This is a genomic window from Streptomyces sp. NPDC002092 (assembly GCF_053593775.1).
Genome location: NZ_JBSFDG010000003.1, coordinates 200,331 through 224,732 on the forward strand (window position 1 = coordinate 200,331; position 24,402 = coordinate 224,732).

Genomic DNA, 24,402 nt, shown 5'->3' on the forward strand with positions numbered 1-24,402 from the left:
CGGCGTCGAGGGTCAGCCCTCGTAGGGCTCCCCGAGATCCCACGCCTGATACATCGCGTCCGCGAACGCGCCCGCGATCTTGCGCTCACCGCTCGCGTTCGGATGCGTGCCGTCGTACGTGTCGTGATGGATGTCGTACGACGGCGGTGGCGAGGCCAGCAGGAGCGGGGAGCGGGGCTCGTCCAGGTCGGCGACCGCCTTGGCCAGGAGTTCGTTGAAGCGGGTCACCTGCGCGGCGAAGGGGGCGTCCGCGGTGGCGCGCACGTTCGGGATCACCGGCAGGACGACCAGGCGGACGCGCGGGTTGGCCGAGCGGGCCGCCGCCACGAAGCGGTGCACGTTCTCCGCCGTCTGCTCCGCGTTCGTGTAGAAGCCCAGGTCGATCAGGCCGAGGGAGACCAGCAGGACGTCCGCGCGGCAGGAGCGCACCGCCTCTTCGATCAGCGGAGCCATGTGCTGCCAGCCCTCGCCCCACCCCGCCAGATGGGCGCGCGGGAAGTCGGGGTCGGCGTACTCGTACGACACCGGCGCGTCCGCCGCCTTGTCGTACAGCGTCTCGCGCGGGCCCACCAGGGCGAACGGGCCGTCGTACGTCTCGCGCAGGTGCTCCCACATCCGGTAACGCCATGTGTGCTCGCCCGCGCTTCCGATCGTCATGGAGTCGCCGACCGGCATGAACCTAAGCATCCGCTCATGATGGACGATCGGGGAGGGATCAGGGAGGGACCAATGGGACGGGTGGGGTGTGAGGCCTGCCACGCGCCCCTGGCCGTCACCCCTCGGCGTCACCCGTCCGTGAACACGGGGCGGGGATGGCAGGCTTGGGACATGCGCCGACCGTTCGCTCTCCTCGCCGGGGTCCTTCTCGTGGGCGCCTTCGCCGCGCCCGTATCCGCCGCAGACGGCGACGGCAAGGGCGACCAGGGGTTCACCATCAAGGACTCGCGCATCGCCGAGTCCAGCGGACTGGCCGCCTCCCGTCTGCACCCCGGCATCTACTGGACCCACAACGACAGCGGTGACGGCCCGTACATCTACGCCGTCGACAGCAGCACCGGGAAGACGGTCGCCCGCGTCACCCTCAGCGGCATCGGCGCCCCCCGCGACACCGAGGCCGTCTCCATCGGCCCCGGCAACCAGATCTACGTCGGCGACATCGGCGACAACCTCGGCGGCAAGTGGCCGTACGTGTGGATCTACCGGCTGCCCGAGCCGAAGAGACTGGTCGACCAGACCGTGCGGGCCACGCAGTACGTGGTGAAGTACTCGGACGGGGCGCGCAACGCCGAGTCGCTCGTCGTCGACCCGAAGACCGGGCGGGCCTACATCATCGACAAGAACGAGAACGGCGGGCACCTGTACGAGGGGCCGGCCAGGCTCTCCGCCTCCGGCACCAACTACTTCAAGCCCGTCGCCACCGTCGACCTCTGGGCCACCGACGCCGCCATCTCCCCGGACGGCAAGCAGCTCGCCGTGCGCGGCTACTTCGGCGGGATCTACTACGACTGGAACGGCGGCAGGATCAAACGCAAGGGGCGCCTGAACGTTCCGCTGCAGGGGCAGGGCGAGTCCATCACCTACACCGTCGACGGCACGAAGCTCATGTACGGCAGCGAGGGCGCCGACAGCGCCGTGCAGGCGCAGGACGTTCCGGGCGGTGGCTCGAAGTCGCCCTCCGGGAGCGGGAGTTCGAGTGCCTCGGGCGGCAGCGGCGGCGGTGTGGGCGGCAACCTCAAGGTCGGGGCACTCGCCGTCGCCGTCGCGGCGGCGGTGGTCTTCGGGATCCGGCGGCTGCTGCGCCGCTGACCGACGTCGTAGAGCTTGACGTGTTCATGTGACGTGGCTTCCATGGAGGTGCCGGGTGATGGGAGCGCTCCCATTCTGTTCCGGGCCCGCGCCTCCCGAGAGGAAGCAGCGACATGTTCCGCAGCTTGCGAAGAGCGCTGTGCGCCGTTGCCGCGGCGCTTCTGTTGCCACTGGGCGGCGGTGCGCACACCGCACACGCGGCCGCCGTCCCCGGCGCCGGCTACTGGCACACGAGCGGCCGCCAGATCCTGGACGCGGCCGGGCAGCCGGTCAGGATCGCCGGGATCAACTGGTTCGGCTTCGAGACCGCCAACCACGTCGTCCACGGCCTCTGGTCCCGCGACTACAAGTCCATGATCGACCAGATGAAGTCACTGGGCTACAACACCATCCGGCTGCCCTACAGCGACGACATCTTCAAGCCGTCCACCGTCCCCAACAGCATCGACTTCAGCAGCGGCAAGAACGCCGATCTGCAGGGTCTCAGCTCCCTCCAGGTCATGGACAAGCTCGTGGCGTACGCCGGTCAGGACGGCCTCAAGGTCATCCTCGACCGGCACCGGCCGGACTCGGGCGGACAGTCGGCGCTCTGGTACACGGCGGCCGTCCCCGAGTCCACCTGGATCGCCGATCTGAAGGCGCTCGCGGCCCGTTACCAGGGCCAGGACACCGTCATCGGCATCGACCTGCACAACGAGCCCCACGACCCGGCCTGCTGGGGCTGCGGCGACACGGCGACCGACTGGCGGCTGGCCGCCGAGCGGGCCGGCAACGCGGTGCTCTCCGTCAACCCCGACCTGCTGATCTTCGTCGAGGGCGTGCAGACGTACGGCGGCGTGTCGGGGTGGTGGGGCGGCAACCTGATGGGCGTCGCCCAGTACCCGGTCCGGCTCGACGTGGCCGACCGGGTCGTGTACTCCGCCCACGACTACGCGACCAGCGTGGCCCAGCAGCCCTGGTTCAGCGATCCGGCGTTCCCCGCCAACATGCCGGGCGTCTGGGACAAGTACTGGGGTTACCTCTTCAAGCAGAACATCGCGCCCGTGTGGGTCGGCGAGTTCGGTACGACGCTGTCCTCGACCGTCGACCAGAAATGGCTGGCGGCGCTGGTGAGCTATCTGCGGCCGACGTCGACGTACGGGGCCGACTCCTTCCACTGGACGTTCTGGTCCTGGAACCCCAACTCCGGTGACACGGGCGGCATCCTGAAGGACGACTGGACGACCGTCGACACGGTGAAGGACGGCTATCTGGCGAGCATCAAGGCACCGCTGTTTCCCGGCACCGGCACGGGCGGAGGAGGCGGTGGGGGTGGCGGTGGCGGGAGCACGGCCGCGTGCTCGGCCTCCTACACCGTCAGCAGCGACTGGGGCAGCGGCTTCAACGCCGAGGTGAAGGTGACCAACACCGGGACGAGCGCGATCGGTTCCTGGAAGGTGACCTGGACCTGGGGCGGATCACAGCAGGTCACGAACATGTGGAACGCCTCGTACACCCAGAGCGGCGCGACCGTGACCGCGGTGAACGCCGCGCACAACGGTGGTGTTCCGGCAGGCGGTTCGGTGAGCTTCGGGTTCGGGGGTGCGCCGGGCGGCGGGGCGGTGCCGCATGTGAGCTGTACGGCTGCGTGAGGGCCGTGTGACGAGGGCGCCCGGTGTGTGCCGGGCGCCTCCGGGTCACAGGAATACCAAATCTTCGCGTCATGTGTTTCCCGCGTTCGCTCTTCTTCGAAAAAATCCGGCCGGGATCACGAACATTGCGGTCCCGCCCCAACTCCCCACGCTCTGAGAGAAGTTCATGAAGACAAGCGCAGCTGTGCTGTGCGGCGCCGCCGTCGTTCTGGCCGGGACGCTCACGGCCGCTCCCGCCGAGGCCGGCACGCCGTCCTCGGCGGACGCCGTCCAGACGGCGAACGTCACCTGGAAGAAGTGCGCCACGGACGCCACCCCGACCCTCCAGTGCGGGACCGTGCAGGTACCGCTCGACTACGCCAGGCCGCAGGGGCGGAAGATAACCCTGGCCCTGACTCGGGTCCCGCACACCGCGCGGAAGTTCCAGGGCCCGCTGCTGGTCAACCCGGGCGGCCCCGGCGGCAGCGGCCTCACGCTCGCCCCCTTCGTCGCCTCCGCCCTGCCCAAGGCGGTCGCGGCCCAGTACGACGTCATCGGATTCGACCCGCGGGGCGTCGGCAAGAGCAAGCCCGCCCTGGACTGCAAGCCCGGCTACTTCAACCCCGTCCGCCCGGTCAGCGTCCCCAGCACGCCGGCGATCGAGAAGGCCAACCTGGAGCGCGCGAAGTCCTTCGCCGCCGCCTGCGGCAGGAAGTACGCGGACATCCTGCCGTACATCAACACGGTCAGCGCCGTGAAGGACATGGACTCGATCCGCAAGTCCCTCGGCGCCAAGAAGATCAACTACTTCGGCTACTCGTACGGCACCTACCTGGGCCAGGTCTACGCCAAGCTCTTCCCGCACCGGGTGCGCCGTCTGGTCCTGGACTCGGTCGTGAACCCCGACGGGGTCTGGTACGACGACAACATCGGCCAGGACTACGCCTTCAACGCCCGCCACAAGGCCCTGATGGCGTGGATCGCCAAGTACGACTCCACGTACAAGCTCGGCACCGACCCGGCAGCGATCGAGGCCAAGTGGTACGCGATGCAGGCGGAGCTCGCCAAGAAGCCCGCGGGCGGCAAGGTGGGCTCCGCCGAGCTGGAGGACACCTTCCTGCCCGGCGGCTACTACAACGGCTACTGGCCCCAGCTCGCCCAGGCGTTCGCCGCCTACGTCAACGACCACAACCCCGACCCGCTGGTCAAGGTGTACCAGTCGCTCGCCGCGGTCTACGGCTCCGGTGACAACGGATACAGCGTCTACGCCGCCGTGCAGTGCCGGGACGTGTCCTGGCCGCGTGACTGGAAGCAGTGGGAGAAGGACAACTGGGCGGTGTACGCCAAGGCGCCGTTCAACACCTGGAACAACGCCTGGTACAACGCGCCGTGCGCGTTCTGGCCCACCAAGTCGCTGAAGCCGGTGAACGTCGCCAACTCCCAGCTGCCGCCGGTGCTGCTGTTCCAGGCGACGAACGACGCGGCCACCCCGTACGTGGGCGGTGTCACCGTCCACCGCCTGCTCAAGAACTCCAGCCTGGTGGTCGAACAGGGCGGCGGCAACCACGGCATCTCGCTGAGCGGCAACGCCTGCCTGGACAAGTACCTGGCGACGTACCTCACCGACGGCACGGTGCCGCGCGGCCACGGCACGGCCGACGCGGTGTGCCAGAAGACCCCCGACCCGAAGCCGGCGAGCACGGCGGAGTCCGCGCTGTCCTCGCAGCAGCCGGCCACCGCGCCGCGCGGCAGCACCCTGCACGGTCTGATCGGCATCCGCGGCTGAAGGTGAGTTGAGCGCAAACGCGAAGGGGCGCCCGGTACTGGTACCGGGCGCCCCTTCAGGTCGTGGTGGAAGCCGTTACAGCTTCTCGATCACGTAGTCGATGCACTTCGTCAGGGCCTCGACGTCCGCCGGGTCGATCGCCGGGAACATCGCGACCCGCAGCTGGTTGCGGCCGAGCTTGCGGTACGGCTCGGTGTCGACGATGCCGTTGGCGCGCAGCACCTTGGCGACGGCGGCCGCGTCGACCTCGTCGGTGAAGTCGATCGTGCCGATGACCGCCGAGCGCTTGGCCGGGTCGGTGACGAACGGGTTGGCGTACTTGATGTCCTCGGCCCAGCCGTAGAGCGTGCGGGCGGAGGTCGCCGTGCGGCGGACCGACCAGTCCAGGCCGCCCTGGCCGTTGAGCCACTCCAGCTGCTGGTTCAGCAGGAAGAGGGTGGCGAGGGCCGGGGTGTTGTACGTCTGGTTCTTGCGGGAGTTGTCGATCGCCGTGGGGAGGCTGAAGAACTCCGGGACGTGGCGGCCGGACGCGTGGATGCGCTCGGCGCGCTCGATCGCGGCCGGGGAGAAGATGCCGATCCACAGGCCGCCGTCGGAGGCGAAGGACTTCTGCGGGGCGAAGTAGTAGACGTCCGTCTCGGACACGTCCACCGGGAGGCCGCCGGCGCCGGAGGTGGCGTCGACGAGGACCAGCGCGCCCTCGTCGGCGCCGGCCACGCGCTTGATCGGCATGGCGACACCGGTGGAGGTCTCGTTGTGGGTGAAGGCGTAGACGTCGACGCCGGCCTCGGCCTCGGCCTCCGGGTGCGTGCCCGGGTCGCTCGCGATGACGGTCGGCTCGGCCAGCCACGGGGCCAGCTTGGCGGCCTTCGCGAACTTCGAGCTGAACTCGCCGAAGTTGAGGTGCTGCGACTTGTTCTCGATCAGGCCGTGGGTCGCGATGTCCCAGAAGGCCGTCGAGCCGCCGTTGCCGAGGATGACCTCGTAGCCGTCGGGCAGGGAGAACAGCTCACTGATGCCCTCGCGCACCTTGCCGACCAGGTTCTTGACCGGGGCCTGGCGGTGGGAGGTGCCGAGGAGGGAGGTACCGGTCGCGGCCAGCGCGTCCAGCGCTTCCGTCCGCACCTTGGAGGGGCCCGCGCCGAAACGTCCGTCGGCGGGCTTGATGTCAGCGGGAATCTGGATCTCAGCCACGGGGTGAGGTTAGCCGTTTCGGGAAACCTGGGTGAAACGTCGTCCGCCCGGTGAGACACGTGTCTCGGTGGCCGTCCCTGGGGGCTTGCAGCCCCCGGACCCCCGCTTCGGCCCTTGCGGGGCCTCGTCCTCGAACTCCCCCACTCTCGGCTTCGCTCGAGCGGGGGGACCCCCACGACGGGCTGGTTGAGTGGACGCATGTCGAAACTTGAGGCGGAGCTGCGAGGGGCCGTCCGGGGCGAGGTCGGGTTCGATGCCACGTCCCGGGCGCTGGTCACGATGGACGCGTCCAATTATCGGAGGGTTCCGCTGGGGGTGGTGGCCCCGAGGGACGCCGACGACGTGGCCGCCGTGCTGGAGGTCTGCCGGGCGCACGGGGTGCCCGTCGTGCCGCGTGGTGGTGGCACCTCGATCGCCGGCCAGGCCACCGGTGCCGGTGTCGTGCTGGACTTCACCCGGCATATGGACCGGATCGTGTCCCTGGACGCCGAGACCCGTACCGCCGTCGTCCAGCCGGGGCTCGTCCTGGACCGGCTGCAGGAGGCCGCCGCGCCGTACGGGCTCCGGTTCGGGCCCGATCCGTCCACGCACAGTCGCTGCACGCTCGGCGGGATGATCGGGAACAACTCGTGCGGCTCGCACTCGGTGGCGTGGGGGACCACGGCGGACAGTGTGCGGGAGCTGGACGTGGTCACCGGGCGCGGGGAGCGGTTGCGGCTCGGGCAGGGGTGGGCCGGGGCGCCGGACGGGTTGCGGGCACTGGCCGAGGGGGAGCTGGCGCGGCTGCGGACCGGGTTTCCGGAGCTGCCCCGGCGGATCTCCGGGTATGCGGTGGACGCGCTGCTGCCGGAGAAGGGGGCCGATGTCGCCCGCTCCTTCTGCGGGAGCGAGGGCACGCTGGCGGTGCTGACCGAGGCCGTCGTACGACTTGTCGAGGCGCCACGCGCGCGTGCGCTGGCCGTGCTGGCGTACGCCGACGAGAGCGCCGCCGCCGAGGCCGCGGCCGGGTTGCTGCCGTACGGGCCGCTGACCGTGGAGGGCATGGCGGCCGATCTGGTGCCGTCCACGGCCGCGCTGCCGCGGGGCGGGGCCTGGCTGTTCGTGGAGACCGGCGGGGACACGGAGGCGCAGGCACGCGCGCGTGCGGAGGCGGTCGTGCGGGCCGCCGACGTCGTCGACTCGCTCGTCGTCACCGACCCGGGCGGGCAGCGGGCGCTGTGGCGGATCCGGGAGGACGCCAGTGGCACGGCGACGCGCATGCCGGACGGGAGCGAGGCCTGGCCCGGGTGGGAGGACTGCGCGGTGCCGCCCGCGCGGCTCGGCGCCTACCTGCGGGACTTCAGGCGGCTGCTGACCTCCCACGGGCTGCGCGGCACCCCGTACGGGCACTTCGGGGACGGCTGCATCCACGTCCGTATCGACTTCGACCTGCTGAGCGAGGCGGGCATCGGCCGGTTCCGGCGCTTCTCGGAGGAGCTCGCGGACGTGGTCGTGGCGCACGGCGGATCGCTGTCCGGGGAGCACGGGGACGGGCAGGCGCGGGCGGAACTGCTTCCGAAGATGTACGGCGAGGACATGGTCGCCCTCTTCGGGCGGGTGAAGGGCGTCTGGGACCCGGACGACCTCCTCAACCCCGGCATGCTGGTCCGTCCGGCCCCGCTCGACGCGAACCTCCGCTTCTCCGTGCTGCCGCGCGAGCCCGTCGACGTGGCCTTCGGGTACCCGGCCGACGGCGGCGACTTCTCCGCGGCGGTACGGCGGTGCGTGGGCGTCGCCAAGTGCCGTACGACCTCCGCGTCCGGCGCGTCCGTCATGTGCCCGTCCTTCCGGGCGACCGGCGAGGAGGAGCACTCCACGCGCGGGCGTGCCCGGCTGCTGCACGAGATGCTGGCCGGCGAGGTCGTCACCGACGGCTGGCGGTCGGCGGAGGTACGGGACGCGCTCGACCTGTGCCTGTCCTGCAAGGGGTGCCGGTCCGACTGCCCCGTCGAGGTCGACATGGCCACGTACAAGGCGGAGTTCCTGCACCACCACTACGCGGGGCGGCGCCGCCCGGCCGCGCACTACAGCATGGGACGGCTGCCGGTGTGGCTGCGGCTGGTGGACCGCACCCGCACCGCCCGGCTGGTCAACTTCCTCGCCTCCATGGGGCCGCCCGCGGCGCTCGCCAAGCGGGTGGGCGGGATCGCGCCCGAGCGGCGGATTCCGCGGGTGGCGACCGAGACGTTCACCCGGTGGTTCGGGCGCCGCGCCAGGGCGCGGGAGCGGCGGATGATCCGCGAGCTGGGACTGGAGTACGAGGAGCCCCTCGGCAGGCCTGTCCTGCTGTGGCCGGACACCTTCACGGAGCACCTCTCGCCGGAGGTGGGGAAGGCGGCCGTGCGGGTCCTGGAGGCGACCGGACTGACGCCGGTCCTGTGGCCGACCCGCCGCCACCCCGCCGTCTGCTGCGGGCTGACGTACATCTCGACCGGTCAACTCGACCGTGCCCGCAAGGTGTTGCGCCGCACCCTCGACCTGCTGGACCCGTTCCTGGACCCCCGGCTGGGCAAGAACTTCCCGCCCTTCGTCGTCCTGGAGCCGAGCTGCGCCGCGGCCCTGCGCACGGACCTGCCGGAGCTGCTGCACGACGACCCGCGCGCCGCCCGCCTCGCCGCCTCGGTCATGACCTTCGCGGAGGCGCTGGAGCGGTACGCCCCCGACTGGGCGCCGCCCGTCCTCGACCGCCCGGTCACCGGCCAGACCCACTGCCACCAGCATGCCGTCCTCGGTGACGGTGCGGACCGCCGTCTGCGCGAAGCCGCGGGGCTGACTGGGGAGTTGGCGGGCGGCTGCTGCGGTCTGGCGGGCAACTTCGGCTTCGAGAAGGGCCATTACGAGGTGTCGGCGGCCTGCGCGGAGGAACAGCTGCTGCCGGGGGTGCGGCAGGCCCCCGAGGGTGCGGTGATTCTGGCGGACGGCTTCTCGTGCCGGACACAGCTGGAACAGCTCGCGGGCGTACGGGGGCGGCACCTCGCAGAGGTACTGGCGGAGGGACTGGAAGAGGGACTTCTCAAAGGGGCCTCCCAGGATTCATAAGCCGGCTCTCAGGTTCATAACAGAACTCTCAGGTTCGGCGGGGATCACTCAGGATTTAGCCAGGTATTCACAGCTCCTGTTTGCCGTTACCTCGCCAACTTTGCCGTTTCTTGAGTTGCCGGGCGTGTAGGTTCATCGATGTCGGGAACCGGACGCGGAATTCCCGAAATCACTGAACTGCGAAACACCAGGAGTTGGAATGAGCCTCAAGAAGCTCGCCCCGCTGCCCCCGAAGCCCAAGAACAAGCAGCTCCCCCCGCCGCCCCCGCCGAAGCCCAGGAAGAAGCACCCCAAGCCGCCGGTGCCGAAGCCGATCCCCGGCGACGACAACTGAGTGAGCTGTGAGAGGACCGACGGCATGCCGTCGGTCCTCGTTTTTCGCGGAATTCAAGGGTCGTTGAATCCAGGAATTGCGGAGGGTGTGTGAAATGGATATGGAAGAGGATGGGGACGAGGATCTCGAATACGAGGGCGATACTCCCATCCATTCCGGCCCGCACCGCCTTCCGCCGCTTCTGGCCGCTGACCAAGGGGCTCAGGAAATGGCTGCTCGCGGTCTGGGTGTGCACGGTGCTCGCCGCTCTCGCCGAGACCGAGGCCATCCTGGTCTTCAGCGACCTCACCGACAACGCCCTGCAGAAGGGGTCGCTGGCCGCTTTCTGGGCCCCGGCCGTGAAGTGGCTGGGCGTGGCCGTCGGCGGAGCGGTCGTGGCATACGCCGGCAACTCCCTCGCCGCCTGGGCCACCGAACGGTTCGTGATGAGACTGCGCGAGCATGTCTTCGACCACGTACAGCAGTTGCCCCCGCACTTCTTCCAGCGTCACCGCCAGGGCGATCTGCTGTCCCGGCTGACCAGTGACGTCGAGGCGATCGAGACGCTGGTCGTCTCCGGGCTCGTCGGCGCCGCCTCCGCCGTCTTCTCCGCGCTGTTCTACGCGGTCGCCGCCTTCTGGCTGCGCTGGGACCTGGCGGCCGCCACCTTCGGCCTGGCTCCTCTGTTCTGGCTGGCGGCCCGGCGTTTCTCGGGTTCCATCAAGGACGTGTCGCGGGAGGGCCGGGTCGCGGACGGCGCCATCACCTCCGTGGTCGAGGAGTCCCTCGGCAACATCGTGCTGACCCAGGCGTACGACCGGCGGGACGCGGAACGGCGTCGGCTGCACGAGGAGGCGAGCGCCTGGTTCCGCGCCTCCGTCCGCTCCACCCGCCTCAACGAGGCCTACGAGCAGCTCGTCCAGGTCATCGAGACGGTGTGCGTGCTCGCCGTGATCGGGATCGGCGCCTGGGAGATCTCCACCGGCCGGATGACCCTCGGCCAGCTCCTCGCCTTCGCTGCCTTCCTCGGCTATCTCTATCCGCCGGTGCGGGGCCTGGCCCAGCTCGGCCTCACCGTCACGGCCGCCACGGCGGGCGCGGAACGGCTGATCGAGATCCTGGACGTCGAGCCGTCGGTCACCGACCCGCGCCGGGGCACCGAGACCGGCCGCCCCGACGGCGCGGTCGAGGTCCGGGCCGTCACCTTCAGCTACCCGGGGGCCGACGCCGTCGCCCTCCAGGACCTGTCGTTCACCGTCAGCCCCGGCGAGCTGGTCATCGTCACCGGTCCGAGCGGCGCCGGCAAGTCGACGGTCTCCAAACTGCTGCTGCGCTTCTACGACCCCGATGCCGGCGACCTCCTCCTCGACGGCGTCCCGCTGCGCGACTTCCCGCTGGCCCGACTGCGCGCATACGTCACCCTGCTCCCGCAGGAGACCCTCGTCCTGCACGACACCGTCCGCGCCAACATCGCCTGCGGCCGTCCCGGCGCCAGCGACCAGGCGATCGAGGAGGCGGCGCGGGCGGCCGACGCCCACGAGTTCGTCATGAGTCTCCCCGAGGGCTACGACACCAAGGTCGACCCCCACTCGGCCCGCTTGTCCGGCGGTCAGCTCCAGCGCCTCGCCATCGCCCGCGCCATCCTGCGCGACGCCCCCGTACTGGTCCTCGACGAACCGACCACCGGCCTCGACGCCATGGCCGCCCGCCGGGTCGTCAGGCCCCTGCGCCGCCTGATGGCCGGCCGGACCACCATCATGATCACCCACGACCTCAACCTCGCCCCCGACGCCGACCGCATCCTGGTCGTCGACCGTGGCCGCATCGTGGAGACCGGCCGGCACGAGGAACTGCTCGCGCGCGGCGGCGCGTACGCACGGCTGCACCGCTCGCAGAACAACGCGGTGACCGACACGGGGGAGCTGCGGATGCCGCTGTTCACGGAAGGGTTCGCCGAGGCGCCGGCGGCCGTGGTCGAGCCCGTGTACGGGGACCAGGTGTGCGAGGGGTACGACGGGTACGGGGCATACGGGGCTTGGCAGGCGCCGTCGTACGCCTACGACCAGTACGTACCGCAGCAGGAGGAGCCCTGGCCCGGTATGTGAGGCTGCCGTGTCCACCATTCAGGACAGCTGCAAAACGGGTTCACACGCCTGACTGAGTCCACTACCCTGGACCTGGCAGTACATCGCGATGAACAAGTCGTGAACCCCCGAGCCGAGCACCTGGACCGCCCGTGACCAGCCCCAGCACCACCACCTCTCCGTCAGCGGTGCACCCCCCGACGGCCCCCCACCGACGAGGCTCCCTCGGCCCGGTCGGCCTGGTCCTGGCCGGGGGCGTCTCGGTGCAGTTCGGCGCCGCGCTGGCGGTGGATCTGATGCCGCGGGCGGGCGCGTTCGGGGTGGTCACCCTCCGCCTCCTCGCCGCGGCCGTGGTGCTGCTGCTGGTCTGCCGGCCCCGGCTGCGCGGCCACTCGCGCACCGACTGGGGCACGGTGATCGTCTTCGGTGTCACCCTGGGCGCGATGAACGGCCTCTTCTACCAGGCGGTCGACCGCATCCCGCTCGGCCCGGCGGTCACCCTGGAGGTCCTCGGCCCGCTCGCCCTGTCGGTCCTGGCCTCGCGCCGCGCGGTCAACCTCGTCTGGGCCGGACTCGCCCTCACCGGCGTCTTCCTGCTCGGCGGCGGAGGCTTCGACGGCCTCGACCCGGTCGGCGTCGCCTTCGCGCTGGGCGCGGGCGCCATGTGGGCGGCGTACATCGTGTTCAGTGCGCGTACGGGCCGACGGTTCCCGCAGGCGGACGGGCTGGCGCTGGCCATGGCGGTCGGGGCGCTGCTCATGCTGCCGCTGGGGATCGCCGAATCGGGCGCGAAGCTCACCGACCCGACGACGATCGCGCTGGGCTCGGCGGTGGCCATCATGTCCTCGGTGCTCCCGTACACCCTGGAGCTCCTGGCCCTGCGCCGCCTCCCCGCGTCCACCTTCGCGATCATGATGAGCCTGGAACCGGCCCTCGCGGCAACGGCGGGCTTCCTCATCCTGGGCCAGTCCCTCTCCGCCTGGCAGGCCGCCGCGATCGCCCTGGTCATCGGGGCGAGCATGGGGGCGGTGCGGACGCAGGTGGGGCGGGCGAAGGCGCCGGTGCCGGAGGCCTGACGGTCTGCGCCGGACGCGGTCAGTCGGCGGGCTTCTCCCAGACCGACACGTGCTGCCGGCTGTCGCTGGTGAAGGGTTCGCGGGTCCAGCCGTCCCAGCGGTCGCGCAGCCGCATCCCCGCCAGCCGGGCTATGAGGTCGAGTTCCGAAGGCCAGACGTAGCGGAAGGGGACGGCGAGATACGAACCGTGGCCCTCGTCGTCGATCCGCACATGATGCGAGCTCATCGACTGGGTGGCGACGTCGTACAGATCGAAGCCGAGCCGTCCGTCTTCCACCCGGAACGGCACGGCGTTCTGCCCGGGCGGCAGCCGGCGCAGATCGGGGACGCCCACCTCGATGACGAAGCGGCCGCCGGGTTCCAGATGCTCGGCGACATTGCGGAAGCAGTCGACCTGGGCGTCCTGCGAGGTCAGGTTGTTGATCGTGTTGAAGACGAGGTACGCCAGCGAGAACCGGCCCTCCGCCTTGGTCGTCGCGAAGTCCCCGATCGTGACGCCGATCGCGTCACCCCCGGGCTTGGCCCGCATCCGCTCGACCATCGCCCGGGACGTGTCGATGCCGTGCACCTCCACACCGCGCCGCGCGAGCGGCAGCGCGACTCGTCCCGTCCCGATGCCGAGTTCGAGGGCGCGCCCGTTCCCGCTCCCGGCGAGCTCCGCCAGCAGGTCGACCGCCGGATCCAGCCGGTCCGCCGCGAACATCTCCGCCGTCGACTCGTCGTACCCCGCAGCCACGGATTCCCCGAAGTAACCGTCCTCATCGATCACCGGAGGACCGTACTGCTCGGGCGGCGGGCGGCGCGCCTCGATTTTCAGCAGTTCGCGCTGTAGCGGACACAGCCGGGCGGCGGGGAGTGGTCGTGGTTCCACTCCCGCTGCGCGGCCGTCAGCGCTCCGCCGGCCAGGAGGGCCACCAACAGGTGTGCGACCACGGTCCAGCGGGCACGGAAGACTCCCGCGACGACCGCCAGGACGAGTACGACGATCAGCAGTTCCCGTAACCGCTCCATGTGCGCGAGCCCGGCCGCGTCGATCCGCGCCCGGTCGCCCTGCGCCGCCCAAACCGCCAGGCCGTAGCCGTATATCCAGTCCAGCGCGAGCCACCCCGCCTCCAGCAGGAACAGGGGGATCGCGAAGGCGAGATCCACGCCCGGCCGCGTTCTGCGCGACCAGGGGCGTCGGCGGCCCGGACGTACGAGGGTGTCGGTCATGGGTGCAGCGTGTCGCGCCGGGCGGCGGCGTGCATGAGCACCCGTACTCAGTCGCGAGGCCTGTGGAAAACAAATTAATGCAAGCATGCTTGCTTGTTTCTGGTGGCGCTGCCATGCTCGCCCCATGGCTGACCCGACGCCCGTGATCGACGATCTCTGCGCGGAGAGCGAGGAACTCGACCTGCTCGTGGCCGAGTTGAGCCCGGAGCAGTGGGCGCTCGCGACCCCGGCACCCGGCTGGACCGTCGCCCACCAGATCGCGCATCTCGCCTGGACCGACCACTCCTCCGTGCTGGCCGTGACCGACCAGGACGCCTTCGCCCGCGAGGTCGAGAAGGCGCTGGCCGCGCCCGGGAACTTCGTGGACAACGGTGCGGAGGAGGGGGCAGGGAAGCCGCCCGAGCAGTTGCTCGCGGACTGGCGGGCCGGGCGCAAGGCCCTGGCGGACGCCCTGCGTGCGGCGCCGACAGGGGCGCGTTTCCCCTGGTACGGCCCCCCGATGTCCGTCGCCTCCATGGCCACCGCCCGCCTCATGGAGACCTGGGCGCACGGCGGGGACGTGGCGGACGCGCTGGGCGTGGCACGCACCCTCACCGACCGGCTCCGGCACATCGTCCGCCTCGGCGTCCGCACCCGGGACTTCGCCTTCGGCGTGCACGGGCTGACTCCGCCGTTCGAGGAGTTCCGGGTCGAACTGACGGCGCCTTCCGGCGAGTTGTGGGTCTACGGTCCGGAGGAAGCCGCGGACCGCGTCACCGGCCCCGCCCTCGACTTCTGCCTCCTGGTCACCCAGCGCGCCCACCGCACCGACCTCGCCCTGCACGCAGAGGGCTCCGACGCCGACCGCTGGCTGGACATCGCCCAGGCCTTCGCGGGCCCACCGGGTGACGGACGCCCGCCGAAGGACGGCACCGTATGACGGCGATCCTGCGCATCGGCAACGCCTCCGGCTTCTACGGCGACCGTTTCGACGCCATGCGCGAGATGCTCACCGGCGGCGAGCTGGACGTGCTGACCGGCGACTATCTCGCCGAGCTGACCATGCTGATCCTCGGACGGGACCGGCTGAAGGATCCCGGCGCCGGATACGCCCGTACCTTCCTGCGTCAACTGGAGGAGTGCCTCGGCCTCGCCCACGAACGCTCCGTCAAGATCGTCACGAATGCCGGTGGTCTCAACCCCGCCGGACTCGCCGCCGCCGTACGGCGGTCGGCCGACCGGCTCGGCATTCCCGTCCGCGTCGCCCACGTCGAGGGCGACGACCTCAAGGCCAGGTATTCGGACCGCCTCGCCGCCCACGCCTACCTCGGCGGCTTCGGCATCGCGGCCTGCCTCCGGGAGGGCGCGGACGTGGTCGTCACCGGGCGCGTGACGGACGCGGCACTGGTCACCGGGCCCGCCGCCGCGCACTTCGGGTGGGCCCGGACGGACTACGACCGGCTCGCGGGAGCCGTCGTCGCCGGGCATGTGCTGGAGTGCGGGGCGCAGGCCACCGGGGGCAACTACGCCTTCTTCAAGGAGCGCTTCAACGAACGCCCGGGTGACCTCCGGCGCCCCGGCTTCCCCCTCGCCGAGATCCACGAGGACGGCAGCTGCGTCATCACCAAACACCCCGGCACCGGCGGTTTCGTCGACGTCGGCACGGCCACCGCCCAGCTGCTGTACGAGACGGCCGGCGCCCGGTACGCGGGACCGGACGTGACGGCCCGCCTGGACACGATCCGCCTCACCCAGGACGGCCCCGACCGCGTCCGCATCGAGGGCGTGCGCGGCGAGGCCCCGCCGCCCACCCTCAAGGTCGGCCTCAACCGCCTCGGCGGCTTCCGTAACGAGGTCGCCTTCGTCCTCACCGGCCTCGACATCGAAGCCAAGGCCGCGCTCGTGCGGCAACAGATGGAGGCCGCCTTCGCGGAGGCCAAGTCCCAGCCTGCAGAGGTCCGTTGGGACCTCGTCCGCACCGACCGCCCCGACGCCCCGACCGAGGAGACGGCGAGCGCGCTGCTCCGGCTCGTCGTACGGGACCCGGACGAGCGGCTCGTCGGGCGGGCGCTGAGCGGAGCCGCCGTAGAACTGGCACTGGCCAGCTACCCCGGCTTCCATGTGCTGGCGCCACCCGGAAAGGGCACGCCTTATGGGGTCTTCGAGGATGTCTACGTCGCCCATGGTGCCGTCGACCATGTGGCGGTCCTCCACGACGGACGCCGGGTTCCTATAGCCCCGGCACACGACACCCTCGTACTCGAAAACCTGCCGAGCCCCGAGTTGCCCGAACCGCTTCCGGACGGTCCCAGCCGGCGCGCCCCGCTCGGCCTCGTCGCGGGCGCCCGCAGCGGGGACAAGGGCGGGAACGCCAACGTGGGCGTGTGGGTGCGGACGGACGAGGCCTGGCGGTGGCTCGTCCACGAGCTGACGGCGGACCGTTTCCGCGAGCTGCTCCCGGAGAGCCGCGACCTGCCCGTCACCCGCCACCTCCTCCCGAACCTCCGCGCTCTCAACTTCGTCGTCGAGGGCATCCTCGGCGCGGGCGTCGCCGCCCAGCACCGTTTCGACCCGCAGGCCAAGGCCCTCGGCGAATGGCTGCGCTCCCGCCACCTGGACATCCCGGAGGCCCTCCTGTGACCGTTCTGCCGACCACCCTGGACACCAACGGGCCGGACTACCGGGCGGCCCGCGAGGCCATGCTCGCCAAGCTCGCCGACCTCGACGCAGAGCATGCCAAGGCCCTCGCGGGCGGCGGCGAGAAGTACGTCGAACGGCATCGGGGGCGCGGCAAGCTGCTCGCCCGCGAGCGCATCGAACTGCTCCTCGACCCGGACACACCCTTCCTGGAACTGTCGCCGCTCGCCGCCTGGGGGAGCGAGTACGCGGTGGGCGCCTCGCTCGTCACCGGCATCGGCGTGGTGGAGGGCGTGGAGTGCCTGATCACCGCCAATGACCCGACCGTGCGCGGCGGCGCGAGCAACCCCTGGTCGCTGAAGAAGGCCCTGCGGGCGAATGACATCGCGATCGCCAACCGCCTTCCCTGCATCAGCCTGGTGGAGTCGGGCGGCGCCGATCTGCCCTCCCAGAAGGAGATCTTCATCCCCGGGGGCGCCATCTTCCGGGACCTGACGAGGCTGTCGGCGGCCGGGATCCCCACCGTCGCCGTCGTCTTCGGGAACTCGACCGCCGGAGGCGCGTACATCCCCGGCATGTCCGACCACGTGATCATGGTCAAGGAGCGTGCCAAGGTCTTCCTCGGCGGCCCGCCCCTGGTCAAGATGGCGACCGGCGAGGAGAGCGACGACGAGTCGCTGGGCGGCGCCGAGATGCACGCGCGCGTGTCGGGCCTCGCCGACTACTTCGCCGTCGACGAGCCGGACGCGCTGCGCCAGGCCCGCCGCGTGGTCGCCCGCCTCAACCACCGCAAGGCGTACGACGATCCGGGACCGGCCGAACCCCCCAAGTACGACGAGGACGAGCTGCTGGGCATCGTCCCGGGGGACCTGAAGATCCCCTTCGACCCTCGCGAGGTCATCGCCCGGATCGTCGACGCCTCCGACTTCGACGAGTTCAAACCGCTGTACGGGACCAGCCTGACGACCGGCTGGGCCACGCTCCACGGCTGTCCCGTGGGGGTGCTGGCGAACGCCCAAGGGGTGCTCTTCAGCGAGGAGTCCCAGAAGGCCGCCCAGTTCATCCAGCTGGCCAACCAGCGCGACATCCCGCTCCTCTTCCTGCACAACACCACCGGCTACATGGTCGGCAAGGAGTACGAGCAGGGCGGCATCATCAAGCACGGCGCGATGATGATCAACGCGGTCTCCAATTCGAAGGTGCCCCATCTGTCGGTCCTGATGGGCGCCTCCTACGGCGCCGGTCACTACGGCATGTGCGGCCGCGCCTACGACCCCCGCTTCCTGTTCGCCTGGCCCAGCGCCAAGTCGGCCGTCATGGGCCCGCAGCAGCTCGCCGGCGTCCTGTCCATCGTCGCCCGGCAGTCGGCGGCCGCGAAGGGCCGGCCGTACGACGAGGACGGGGACGCCGCCCTGCGCGCCATGGTGGAACAGCAGATCGAGTCCGAGTCGCTGCCGATGTTCCTGTCCGGGCGGCTCTACGACGACGGCGTCATCGACCCCCGCGACACCCGCACGGTCCTGGGCCTGTGTCTGTCCGCCATCCACACCGCGCCGTACGAGGGTGCGCGCGGCGGCTTCGGCGTCTTCCGGATGTGAGGCTCATGATCAGTTCTGTCCTGGTGGCGAACCGCGGCGAGATCGCCTGCCGTGTCTTCCGCACCTGCCGTGAGTTGGGAATCCGGACGGTCGCGGTGCATTCCGACGCCGACGAGAACGCGCTCCACGCGCGCGTGGCCGACACGGCGGTACGGCTGCCCGGCGCGGCGCCCGCGGAGACGTATCTGCGCGGCGACCTGATCGTGAAGGCGGCCGTCGCCTCCGGCGCGGACGCCGTCCACCCCGGCTACGGCTTCCTCTCCGAGAACGCCGACTTCGCACGCGCCGTCATCGACGCCGGCCTGACCTGGATCGGACCGCCCCCCGAGGCCATCGAGGCGATGGCGTCCAAGACACGCGCCAAGGACCTCATGGGCATCGCGTCCCTGGAACGAGGGCGGATCACCGAGGCCGACCTGCCCGTCCTGGTCAAGGCGGCCGCGGGCGGTGGAGGACGCGGGATGCGCATCGTGCGCCGCCTGGAGGACCTCGACGCCGCCCTGGAGGGCGCACGGGCCGAGGCCGCGAGCGCCTTCGGCGACGGCGAGGTCTTCGTCGAGCCGTACCTGGAGCACGGCCGCCACGTGGAGGTCCAGGTCCTCGCGGACAAGCACGGCACGATCTGGACCCTCGGCACCCGCGACTGCTCCCTCCAGCGCCGCCACCAGAAGGTCATCGAGGAGGCCCCCGCACCCGGCCTCCCGGAGAGCCTCGTCGAGGACCTGTACGCGCTGTCGACACAGGCCGTGTGCGCCGTCGCCTACGAGGGCGCCGGCACCGTCGAGTTCCTGGTCGCCGACGGCCGCGCGCACTTCCTGGAGATGAACACCCGCCTCCAGGTCGAACACCCCGTCACGGAGGCGGTCCACGGCATCGACCTGGTGGCTCTGCAGATCCGCGTCGCCGAAGGCCACCGCCTGGAAAAGGACCCCCCACGCGCGCGTGGCCACGCGATCGAGGCCCGCCTCTACGCCGAGGACCCGGCGAACGACTGGACCCCGCAGACCGGCACCCTGCACCGCCTGACCGCCCCCGAAGGCATCCGCCTGGACACCGGCTACGGCGACGGAGACGACATCGGCGTCCACTACGACCCCCTGCTCGCCAAGGCCGTCGCCCACGCCCCCACCCGCGCGGAGGCCGTCCGCGCACTGGCTGGAGCCCTGGAGCGCACCACGATCCACGGCCCCAAAACCAACCGTGACCTCCTCGTCCGCTCCCTGCGCCACCAGCAGTTCACCTCGGCCACCATGGACACGGCCTTCTACGACCACCACCTCCCCGAACTGACCACGCCGGCCCCCGACCCCTACGCGCCCCTGGCCGCCGCCCTCGCCGACGCCCGATCCCACCGCTCCCGCTTCGGCGGCTTCCGCAACCTCCCCTCCCAGCCGCAGACCAAGCGGTACGCCATGGCGGGCGAGGAACACGAGGTCCGCTACCGCCACACGCGGGCGGGCCTGGAGGCGGACGGGGTACGGGTCGTGCACGTGGCGCCCGATCTCGTCGTACTCGAAGCGGACGGCGTACAGCGCAAGTTCGAGGTGACACGGTACGGCGACGAGGTCCACGTGAACGCCACCCGCCTGACCGCCCTCCCCCGCTTCCCCGACCCGACGACCCAGCACGCCCCGGGCTCCCTGCTGGCCCCCATGCCCGGCACGGTCGTCAAAGTGACCGAGGGCCTGACGGCAGGAGCAGCCGTCCGAGCCGGCGAACCCCTCCTCTGGCTGGAGGCGATGAAGATGCAACACAAGATCACAGCCCCGGTCACAGGAACGCTGAGCGCTTTGCATGTGGTACCTGGCCAACAGGTGACGGTCGGCTCATTGCTGGCAGTAGTGGAGCCGCCCTAAAGGGGCGCGGGGAACTGCGCGACCAGCCACACACAACCCGCACCCCGAAGGAAGCCAGATGGCCCTCATCGAGTCCGAAGAACACAAAACCCTCCGATCGGCGGTCGCCGCCCTCGGCAAACGCCACGGCCGCAATTTCGACCGAGAGGCACTCTGGACCGAGGCAGCCAAGCTGGGCTACCTCGGCGTCAACCTGCCGGAGGCACACGGCGGCGGAGGCGGCGGCATAGCCGAACTCTCCATCGTCCTGGAGGAGTTGGGAGCCGCAGGCTGCCCCCTCCTCATGATGGTCGTATCCCCGGCGATCTGCGGCACAGTGATCGCCCGCTTCGGCACCGAGGACCAGAAACGCACCTGGCTCCCCGCCCTGGCGGACGGCACCCGCACGATGGCCTTCGGCATCACGGAACCGGACGCCGGCTCCAACAGCCACCGCATCACCACCACGGCCCGCCGCGACCCCGACACCGGCGACTGGCTCCTCACCGGCCGCAAGGTCTTCATCTCCGGCGTCGACATCGCCGACGCCACCCTCATCGTCGGCCGAACGGAAGACGCCCGCACCGGCACCCTCAAGCCCTGCCTCTTCATCGTCCCCCGGGACGCGCCCGGCTTCACGCGCCGCCAGATCGACATGGAACTCCAGGCCGCGGAGAAGCAGTTCGAGCTGACCCTGGACGACGTACGCCTCCCGGCCGACGCCCTCGTGGGCGACGAGGACGCAGGGCTCCTCCAGCTCTTCGCCGGCCTCAACCCCGAACGCATCATGACCGCCGCCTTCGCCATCGGCATGGGCCGCTACGCACTCGCCCAGGCGATCACCTACGCCCGCGACCGCACCGTCTGGAAAGCCCCCATCGGCGCCCACCAGGCCATCGCCCACCCCCTCGCCCAGGCACACATCGACCTCGAACTCGCCCGCCTGATGATGCAGAAAGCGGCCCACCTGTACGACGCCGGAGACGACGTCGGCGCAGGCGAGGCCGCCAACATGGCGAAATACGCGGCCGGAGAGGCCTGCGTCAGAGCCGTCGACCAGGCCGTGCACACCCTCGGCGGAAACGGCCTCACCCGCGAATTCGGACTCGCCTCGTTGATAACTGCCGCACGCGTGGCTCGTATTGCTCCGGTGAGCCGGGAGATGATTCTCAACTACGTCTCCCACCAGACTCTGGGCCTTCCCAAGTCGTACTAGCCCAAGTCCTGCAGACCGTCGTGGCCGCCTTGGAGGAACCGTGTTCCGCAGCGAGTACGCAGACGTCCCGCCCGTAGAACTCCCCATCCACGAAGCAGTGCTGGGCCGGGCCGCCGAGTACGGTGACGCGCCCGCCCTGATCGACGGAACCGACGGCACCACCCTCACGTACGAGCAACTGGACCGCTTCCACCGGCGCATCGCGGCCGGCCTCGCCGAGGCCGGCGTACGCAAGGGAGACGTGCTCGCCCTGCACAGCCCCAACACCGTCGCCTTCCCGACCGCCTTCTACGCGGCCACGCGCGCGGGCGCCTCCGTCACCACCGTGCACCCCCTGGCCACCGCCGAGGAGTTCGCGAAACAGCTGAAGGACTCGGCGGCCCGCTGGATCGTCACCGTGTCACCCCTGCTGGAAACGGCACGCAGGGCCGCCGAACTCGCCGGCGGCGTCGAGGAGATCTTCGTCTGCGACAGCGCCCCCGGACACCGGTCGCTGATCGACATGCTGGCCTCCGCAACGCCCGAGCCGGACGTCGCCATCGACCCGGCGGCGGACGTCGCCGCACTGCCGTACTCCTCGGGCACCACCGGCATCCCCAAGGGCGTCATGCTCACGCACCGCCAGATCGCCACCAACCTCGCCCAGCTCGAACCCGTCATGCCGTCCGGCCCCGGCGAACGCATCCTCGCCGTCCTGCCGTTCTTCCACATCTACGGCCTGACGGCCCTCATGAACGCACCCCTCAGGCAGGGCGCCACGGTCGTCGTCCTCCCGCGCTTCGAACTCGAAACCTTCCTCGCGGCCATCCAGAACCACCGCATCACCAGCCTGTTCGTGGCCCCGCCCATCGTCCTGGCCCTCGCCAAACACCCCCTGGTCGCCCAGTACGACCTCTCGTCCCTGAAGCACGTCATCAGCGCCGCCGCCCCCCTGGACGCCCGGCTCGCCGCCGCCTGCTCCCAGCGGCTCGGCCTGCCACCCGTCGGCCAGGCCTACGGCATGACGGAACTGTCACCCGGCACCCACGTCGTCCCCCTCGACGCCATGCACGACGCACCCCCCGGCACCGTCGGCAAACTCATCGCGGGCACCGAGATGCGCATCGTCTCCCTCGACGACCCCGACAAGGACCTCGGCACCGGCGAGTCCGGCGAGATCCTCATCCGCGGCCCCCAGATCATGAAGGGCTACCTCGGCCGCCCCGACGCCACCGCCGCAATGATCGACCCGGACGGCTGGCTGCACACCGGAGACGTCGGGCACGTCGACAACGACGGCTGGCTGTTCGTCGTCGACCGCGTCAAGGAACTCATCAAGTACAAGGGCTTCCAGGTGGCCCCCGCCGAACTCGAAGCCCTCCTCCTCACCCACCCGGGCATCACCGACGCGGCCGTCATCGGCGTCTACAACGACGACAACAACGAAGTCCCGCACGCCTACGTCGTCCGCCGGCCCACCGCCACCGACCTCACCGAAACGGAGGTCATGATGTACGTCGCCGAACGCGTCGCCCCCTACAAACGCGTCCGCCGGGTCACCTTCATCGGCGGCATCCCGCGGGCCGCCTCCGGCAAGATCCTCCGCCGCGAACTCCGGGAACTGCAGGAGCGCACATGACGTTGATCGGACGTGCACGCGCGCGTGGCATCGAAACCCTCAGCCTCGACTCCCCGGCCAACCGCAACGCACTCTCCGCGGCACTCGCCGGGGAACTGGCCGACGCACTGACGGACTGCGCCAAGGACACCGACGTACGCGCGGTCGTCCTCACCCACACCGGCAACACGTTCTGCGCGGGCGCCGACCTCCGCGACCCGCCGGCCCCCGACGCACTCGTCGGACTGCTGAGGCAGATCGTCGAACTGCGCAAACCGGTCCTGGCCCGCGTGACAGGCCATGTGCGCGCAGGCGGCCTGGGCCTGCTGGCCGCCTGCGACATCGCCGCCGCCTCGACACAGTCCACCTTCGCCTTCACGGAGGTACGCATCGGAGTGGCCCCCGCGGTCATCTCCCTGACGCTGCTGCCCCGCACCGACCCACGGGCCCTCGCCCGCTACTACCTCACCGGCGAACGCTTCGAGGCCCCCGAGGCGGCCCGCATCGGCCTGCTGACCGCCACCGGCGACGACGTGGACGCCGTACTGGAACCCATCCTGGACGGACTGCGCCGAGCCGCCCCACAGGGCCTGGCCGAGACGAAAGCGCTGCTCACAGCTAAGGTGCTCGAAGCATTCGACCGGGACGCGGCCGACCTCACCGCGCTCTCGGCCCGGCTGTTCGCCTCCCCGCAGGCCCGCGAGGGGATGACGGCCTTCCTGGAACGACGGGATCCCACATGGGTGCTGTGACCACCGACAACAGCGTCGACCGCGCCGAACGCGTACCCAAACAGGACCGCAGCCGAGCCACCCGGCAGCGCCTCCTGGAAGCCGCCGTGGCCTGCCTCGCCGAACACGGCTGGGCAGGCTCCACGGTCTCCGTCGTAGCCGAACGCGCCGGCGTCTCCCGCGGCGCCGCCCAGCACCACTTCCCCACCCGCGAGGACCTCTTCACGGCAGCAGTCGAATACGTGGCCGAGGAACGCTCGACGGCGCTCCGCGCCCTGTTCCCGCAGGGAGCGGCCGGAGACCGCCGGGCGGTCGTGTCGGCCCTCGTCGACCTCTACACCGGTCCGCTCTTCCGGGCGGCGCTGCATCTGTGGGTCGCCGCCTCGAACGAGGAGCAGCTGCGCCCACGCGTGACGGAACTCGAGGCGCACGTCGGCCGCGAGACCCACCGCATCGCCGTGGACCTCCTCGCCGCCGACGAATCCCGCCCCGGCGTCCGCGAAACCGTCCAGGGCCTCCTCGACATGGCCCGCGGCCTCGGCCTCGCCAACCTCCTCACGGACGACACCGGACGCCGGGAACGGGTTGTTACGCAGTGGGCAGCGCTGCTCGACGAGGCGCTGGACTGAATACCAGGGCCCACACCTCGG

At 70.8% G+C, this 24,402-nt stretch carries 18 protein-coding genes and 1 pseudogene; 15 read left to right on the top strand and 4 right to left on the bottom strand.

From position 1 onward, the window contains the following. Positions 1 to 12: 12 nt before the first annotated feature. Complete coding sequence (locus tag ACWCRD_RS08405) at positions 13 to 687, bottom strand: SGNH/GDSL hydrolase family protein (protein WP_450965148.1); 675 nt, start codon at positions 685 to 687, stop codon at positions 13 to 15. A 141-nt stretch (positions 688 to 828) separates the two neighbouring features. Here ACWCRD_RS08405 and ACWCRD_RS08410 point away from each other — a divergent pair, with 141 nt between their 5' ends. The 3 genes from ACWCRD_RS08410 (at position 829) to ACWCRD_RS08420 (ending at position 5,202) form a co-directional block, all read left to right on the top strand. Then, entirely contained in the window at positions 829 to 1,806 is a 978-nt protein-coding gene (locus tag ACWCRD_RS08410) for a WD40 repeat domain-containing protein (RefSeq protein ID WP_450965149.1), read from the top strand. 113 nt (positions 1,807 to 1,919) lie between these two features. Continuing rightward, positions 1,920 to 3,437, top strand: a complete 1,518-nt coding sequence (locus ACWCRD_RS08415) for a cellulase family glycosylhydrolase (protein WP_450965150.1) — start codon at positions 1,920 to 1,922, stop codon at positions 3,435 to 3,437. 166 nt (positions 3,438 to 3,603) lie between these two features. Then, positions 3,604 to 5,202, top strand: a complete 1,599-nt coding sequence (locus ACWCRD_RS08420; RefSeq protein WP_450965151.1) for an alpha/beta hydrolase — start codon at positions 3,604 to 3,606, stop codon at positions 5,200 to 5,202. A gap of 75 nt (positions 5,203 to 5,277) precedes the next feature. Here ACWCRD_RS08420 and serC read toward each other — a convergent pair whose 3' ends face one another. Continuing rightward, the gene (serC, locus tag ACWCRD_RS08425) at positions 5,278 to 6,396 is read right to left on the bottom strand and encodes a phosphoserine transaminase (RefSeq protein ID WP_450965152.1); all 1,119 of its coding nucleotides are present in this window, start codon (positions 6,394 to 6,396) and stop codon (positions 5,278 to 5,280) included. 198 nt (positions 6,397 to 6,594) lie between these two features. On the opposite strand from serC, the gene ACWCRD_RS08430 reads away from it, so the two are divergent. The 4 genes and pseudogenes from ACWCRD_RS08430 to ACWCRD_RS08445 all read left to right on the top strand — a co-directional run bounded on the left by ACWCRD_RS08430 (position 6,595) and on the right by ACWCRD_RS08445 (position 12,947). After that, positions 6,595 to 9,474, top strand: coding sequence for an FAD-binding and (Fe-S)-binding domain-containing protein (locus ACWCRD_RS08430; RefSeq protein WP_450965153.1), 2,880 nt, complete (start codon positions 6,595 to 6,597; stop codon positions 9,472 to 9,474). A 199-nt stretch (positions 9,475 to 9,673) separates the two neighbouring features. Further along, complete coding sequence (locus ACWCRD_RS08435) at positions 9,674 to 9,808, top strand: hypothetical protein (RefSeq protein WP_450965154.1); 135 nt, start codon at positions 9,674 to 9,676, stop codon at positions 9,806 to 9,808. Positions 9,809 to 9,902: 94 nt separating this feature from the next. Next, positions 9,903 to 11,892 (top strand): annotated as a pseudogene (locus ACWCRD_RS08440) (ABC transporter ATP-binding protein). Between the two features lie 131 nt (positions 11,893 to 12,023). Beyond that, positions 12,024 to 12,947, top strand: a complete 924-nt coding sequence (locus ACWCRD_RS08445; RefSeq protein WP_450965155.1) for an EamA family transporter — start codon at positions 12,024 to 12,026, stop codon at positions 12,945 to 12,947. 19 nt (positions 12,948 to 12,966) lie between these two features. Here ACWCRD_RS08445 and ACWCRD_RS08450 read toward each other — a convergent pair whose 3' ends face one another. Together ACWCRD_RS08450 and ACWCRD_RS08455 are read right to left on the bottom strand one after the other, a co-directional pair. Then, positions 12,967 to 13,716, bottom strand: a complete 750-nt coding sequence (locus ACWCRD_RS08450) for a class I SAM-dependent DNA methyltransferase (RefSeq protein ID WP_450965156.1) — start codon at positions 13,714 to 13,716, stop codon at positions 12,967 to 12,969. Between the two features lie 44 nt (positions 13,717 to 13,760). Next, positions 13,761 to 14,159 (bottom strand): DUF6234 family protein, encoded by a 399-nt coding sequence (locus ACWCRD_RS08455; protein WP_450965157.1) that lies wholly within the window; start codon positions 14,157 to 14,159, stop codon positions 13,761 to 13,763. A gap of 124 nt (positions 14,160 to 14,283) precedes the next feature. On the opposite strand from ACWCRD_RS08455, the gene ACWCRD_RS08460 reads away from it, so the two are divergent. The 8 genes from ACWCRD_RS08460 to ACWCRD_RS08495 are packed head-to-tail and all read left to right on the top strand — an operon-like array spanning position 14,284 to position 24,381. Further along, the gene (locus ACWCRD_RS08460) at positions 14,284 to 15,078 is read left to right on the top strand and encodes a TIGR03084 family metal-binding protein (protein WP_450965158.1); all 795 of its coding nucleotides are present in this window, start codon (positions 14,284 to 14,286) and stop codon (positions 15,076 to 15,078) included. Then, entirely contained in the window at positions 15,075 to 16,778 is a 1,704-nt protein-coding gene (locus tag ACWCRD_RS08465) for an acyclic terpene utilization AtuA family protein (protein ID WP_450965159.1), read from the top strand. Before ACWCRD_RS08460 ends, ACWCRD_RS08465 begins: the two co-directional genes overlap by 4 nt. Then, positions 16,775 to 18,373, top strand: coding sequence for an acyl-CoA carboxylase subunit beta (locus tag ACWCRD_RS08470; protein ID WP_450965160.1), 1,599 nt, complete (start codon positions 16,775 to 16,777; stop codon positions 18,371 to 18,373). The genes ACWCRD_RS08465 and ACWCRD_RS08470 overlap by 4 nt, the downstream gene beginning before the upstream one ends. 5 nt (positions 18,374 to 18,378) lie before the next feature. After that, positions 18,379 to 20,229, top strand: coding sequence for an ATP-binding protein (locus ACWCRD_RS08475; RefSeq protein WP_450965161.1), 1,851 nt, complete (start codon positions 18,379 to 18,381; stop codon positions 20,227 to 20,229). Positions 20,230 to 20,287: 58 nt separating this feature from the next. Further along, positions 20,288 to 21,424: an acyl-CoA dehydrogenase family protein gene (locus ACWCRD_RS08480; RefSeq protein ID WP_450965162.1), complete on the top strand. Its 1,137-nt coding sequence runs from the start codon at positions 20,288 to 20,290 to the stop codon at positions 21,422 to 21,424. A 40-nt stretch (positions 21,425 to 21,464) separates the two neighbouring features. Then, on the top strand, positions 21,465 to 23,042 hold the full coding sequence (locus ACWCRD_RS08485) for a 4-coumarate--CoA ligase family protein (RefSeq protein ID WP_450965163.1): 1,578 nt from the start codon (positions 21,465 to 21,467) through the stop codon (positions 23,040 to 23,042). Beyond that, entirely contained in the window at positions 23,039 to 23,773 is a 735-nt protein-coding gene (locus tag ACWCRD_RS08490; protein ID WP_450965164.1) for an enoyl-CoA hydratase family protein, read from the top strand. The genes ACWCRD_RS08485 and ACWCRD_RS08490 overlap by 4 nt, the downstream gene beginning before the upstream one ends. Beyond that, positions 23,761 to 24,381, top strand: coding sequence for a TetR/AcrR family transcriptional regulator (locus tag ACWCRD_RS08495; RefSeq protein ID WP_450965165.1), 621 nt, complete (start codon positions 23,761 to 23,763; stop codon positions 24,379 to 24,381). Before ACWCRD_RS08490 ends, ACWCRD_RS08495 begins: the two co-directional genes overlap by 13 nt. Positions 24,382 to 24,402 lie beyond the last annotated feature (21 nt).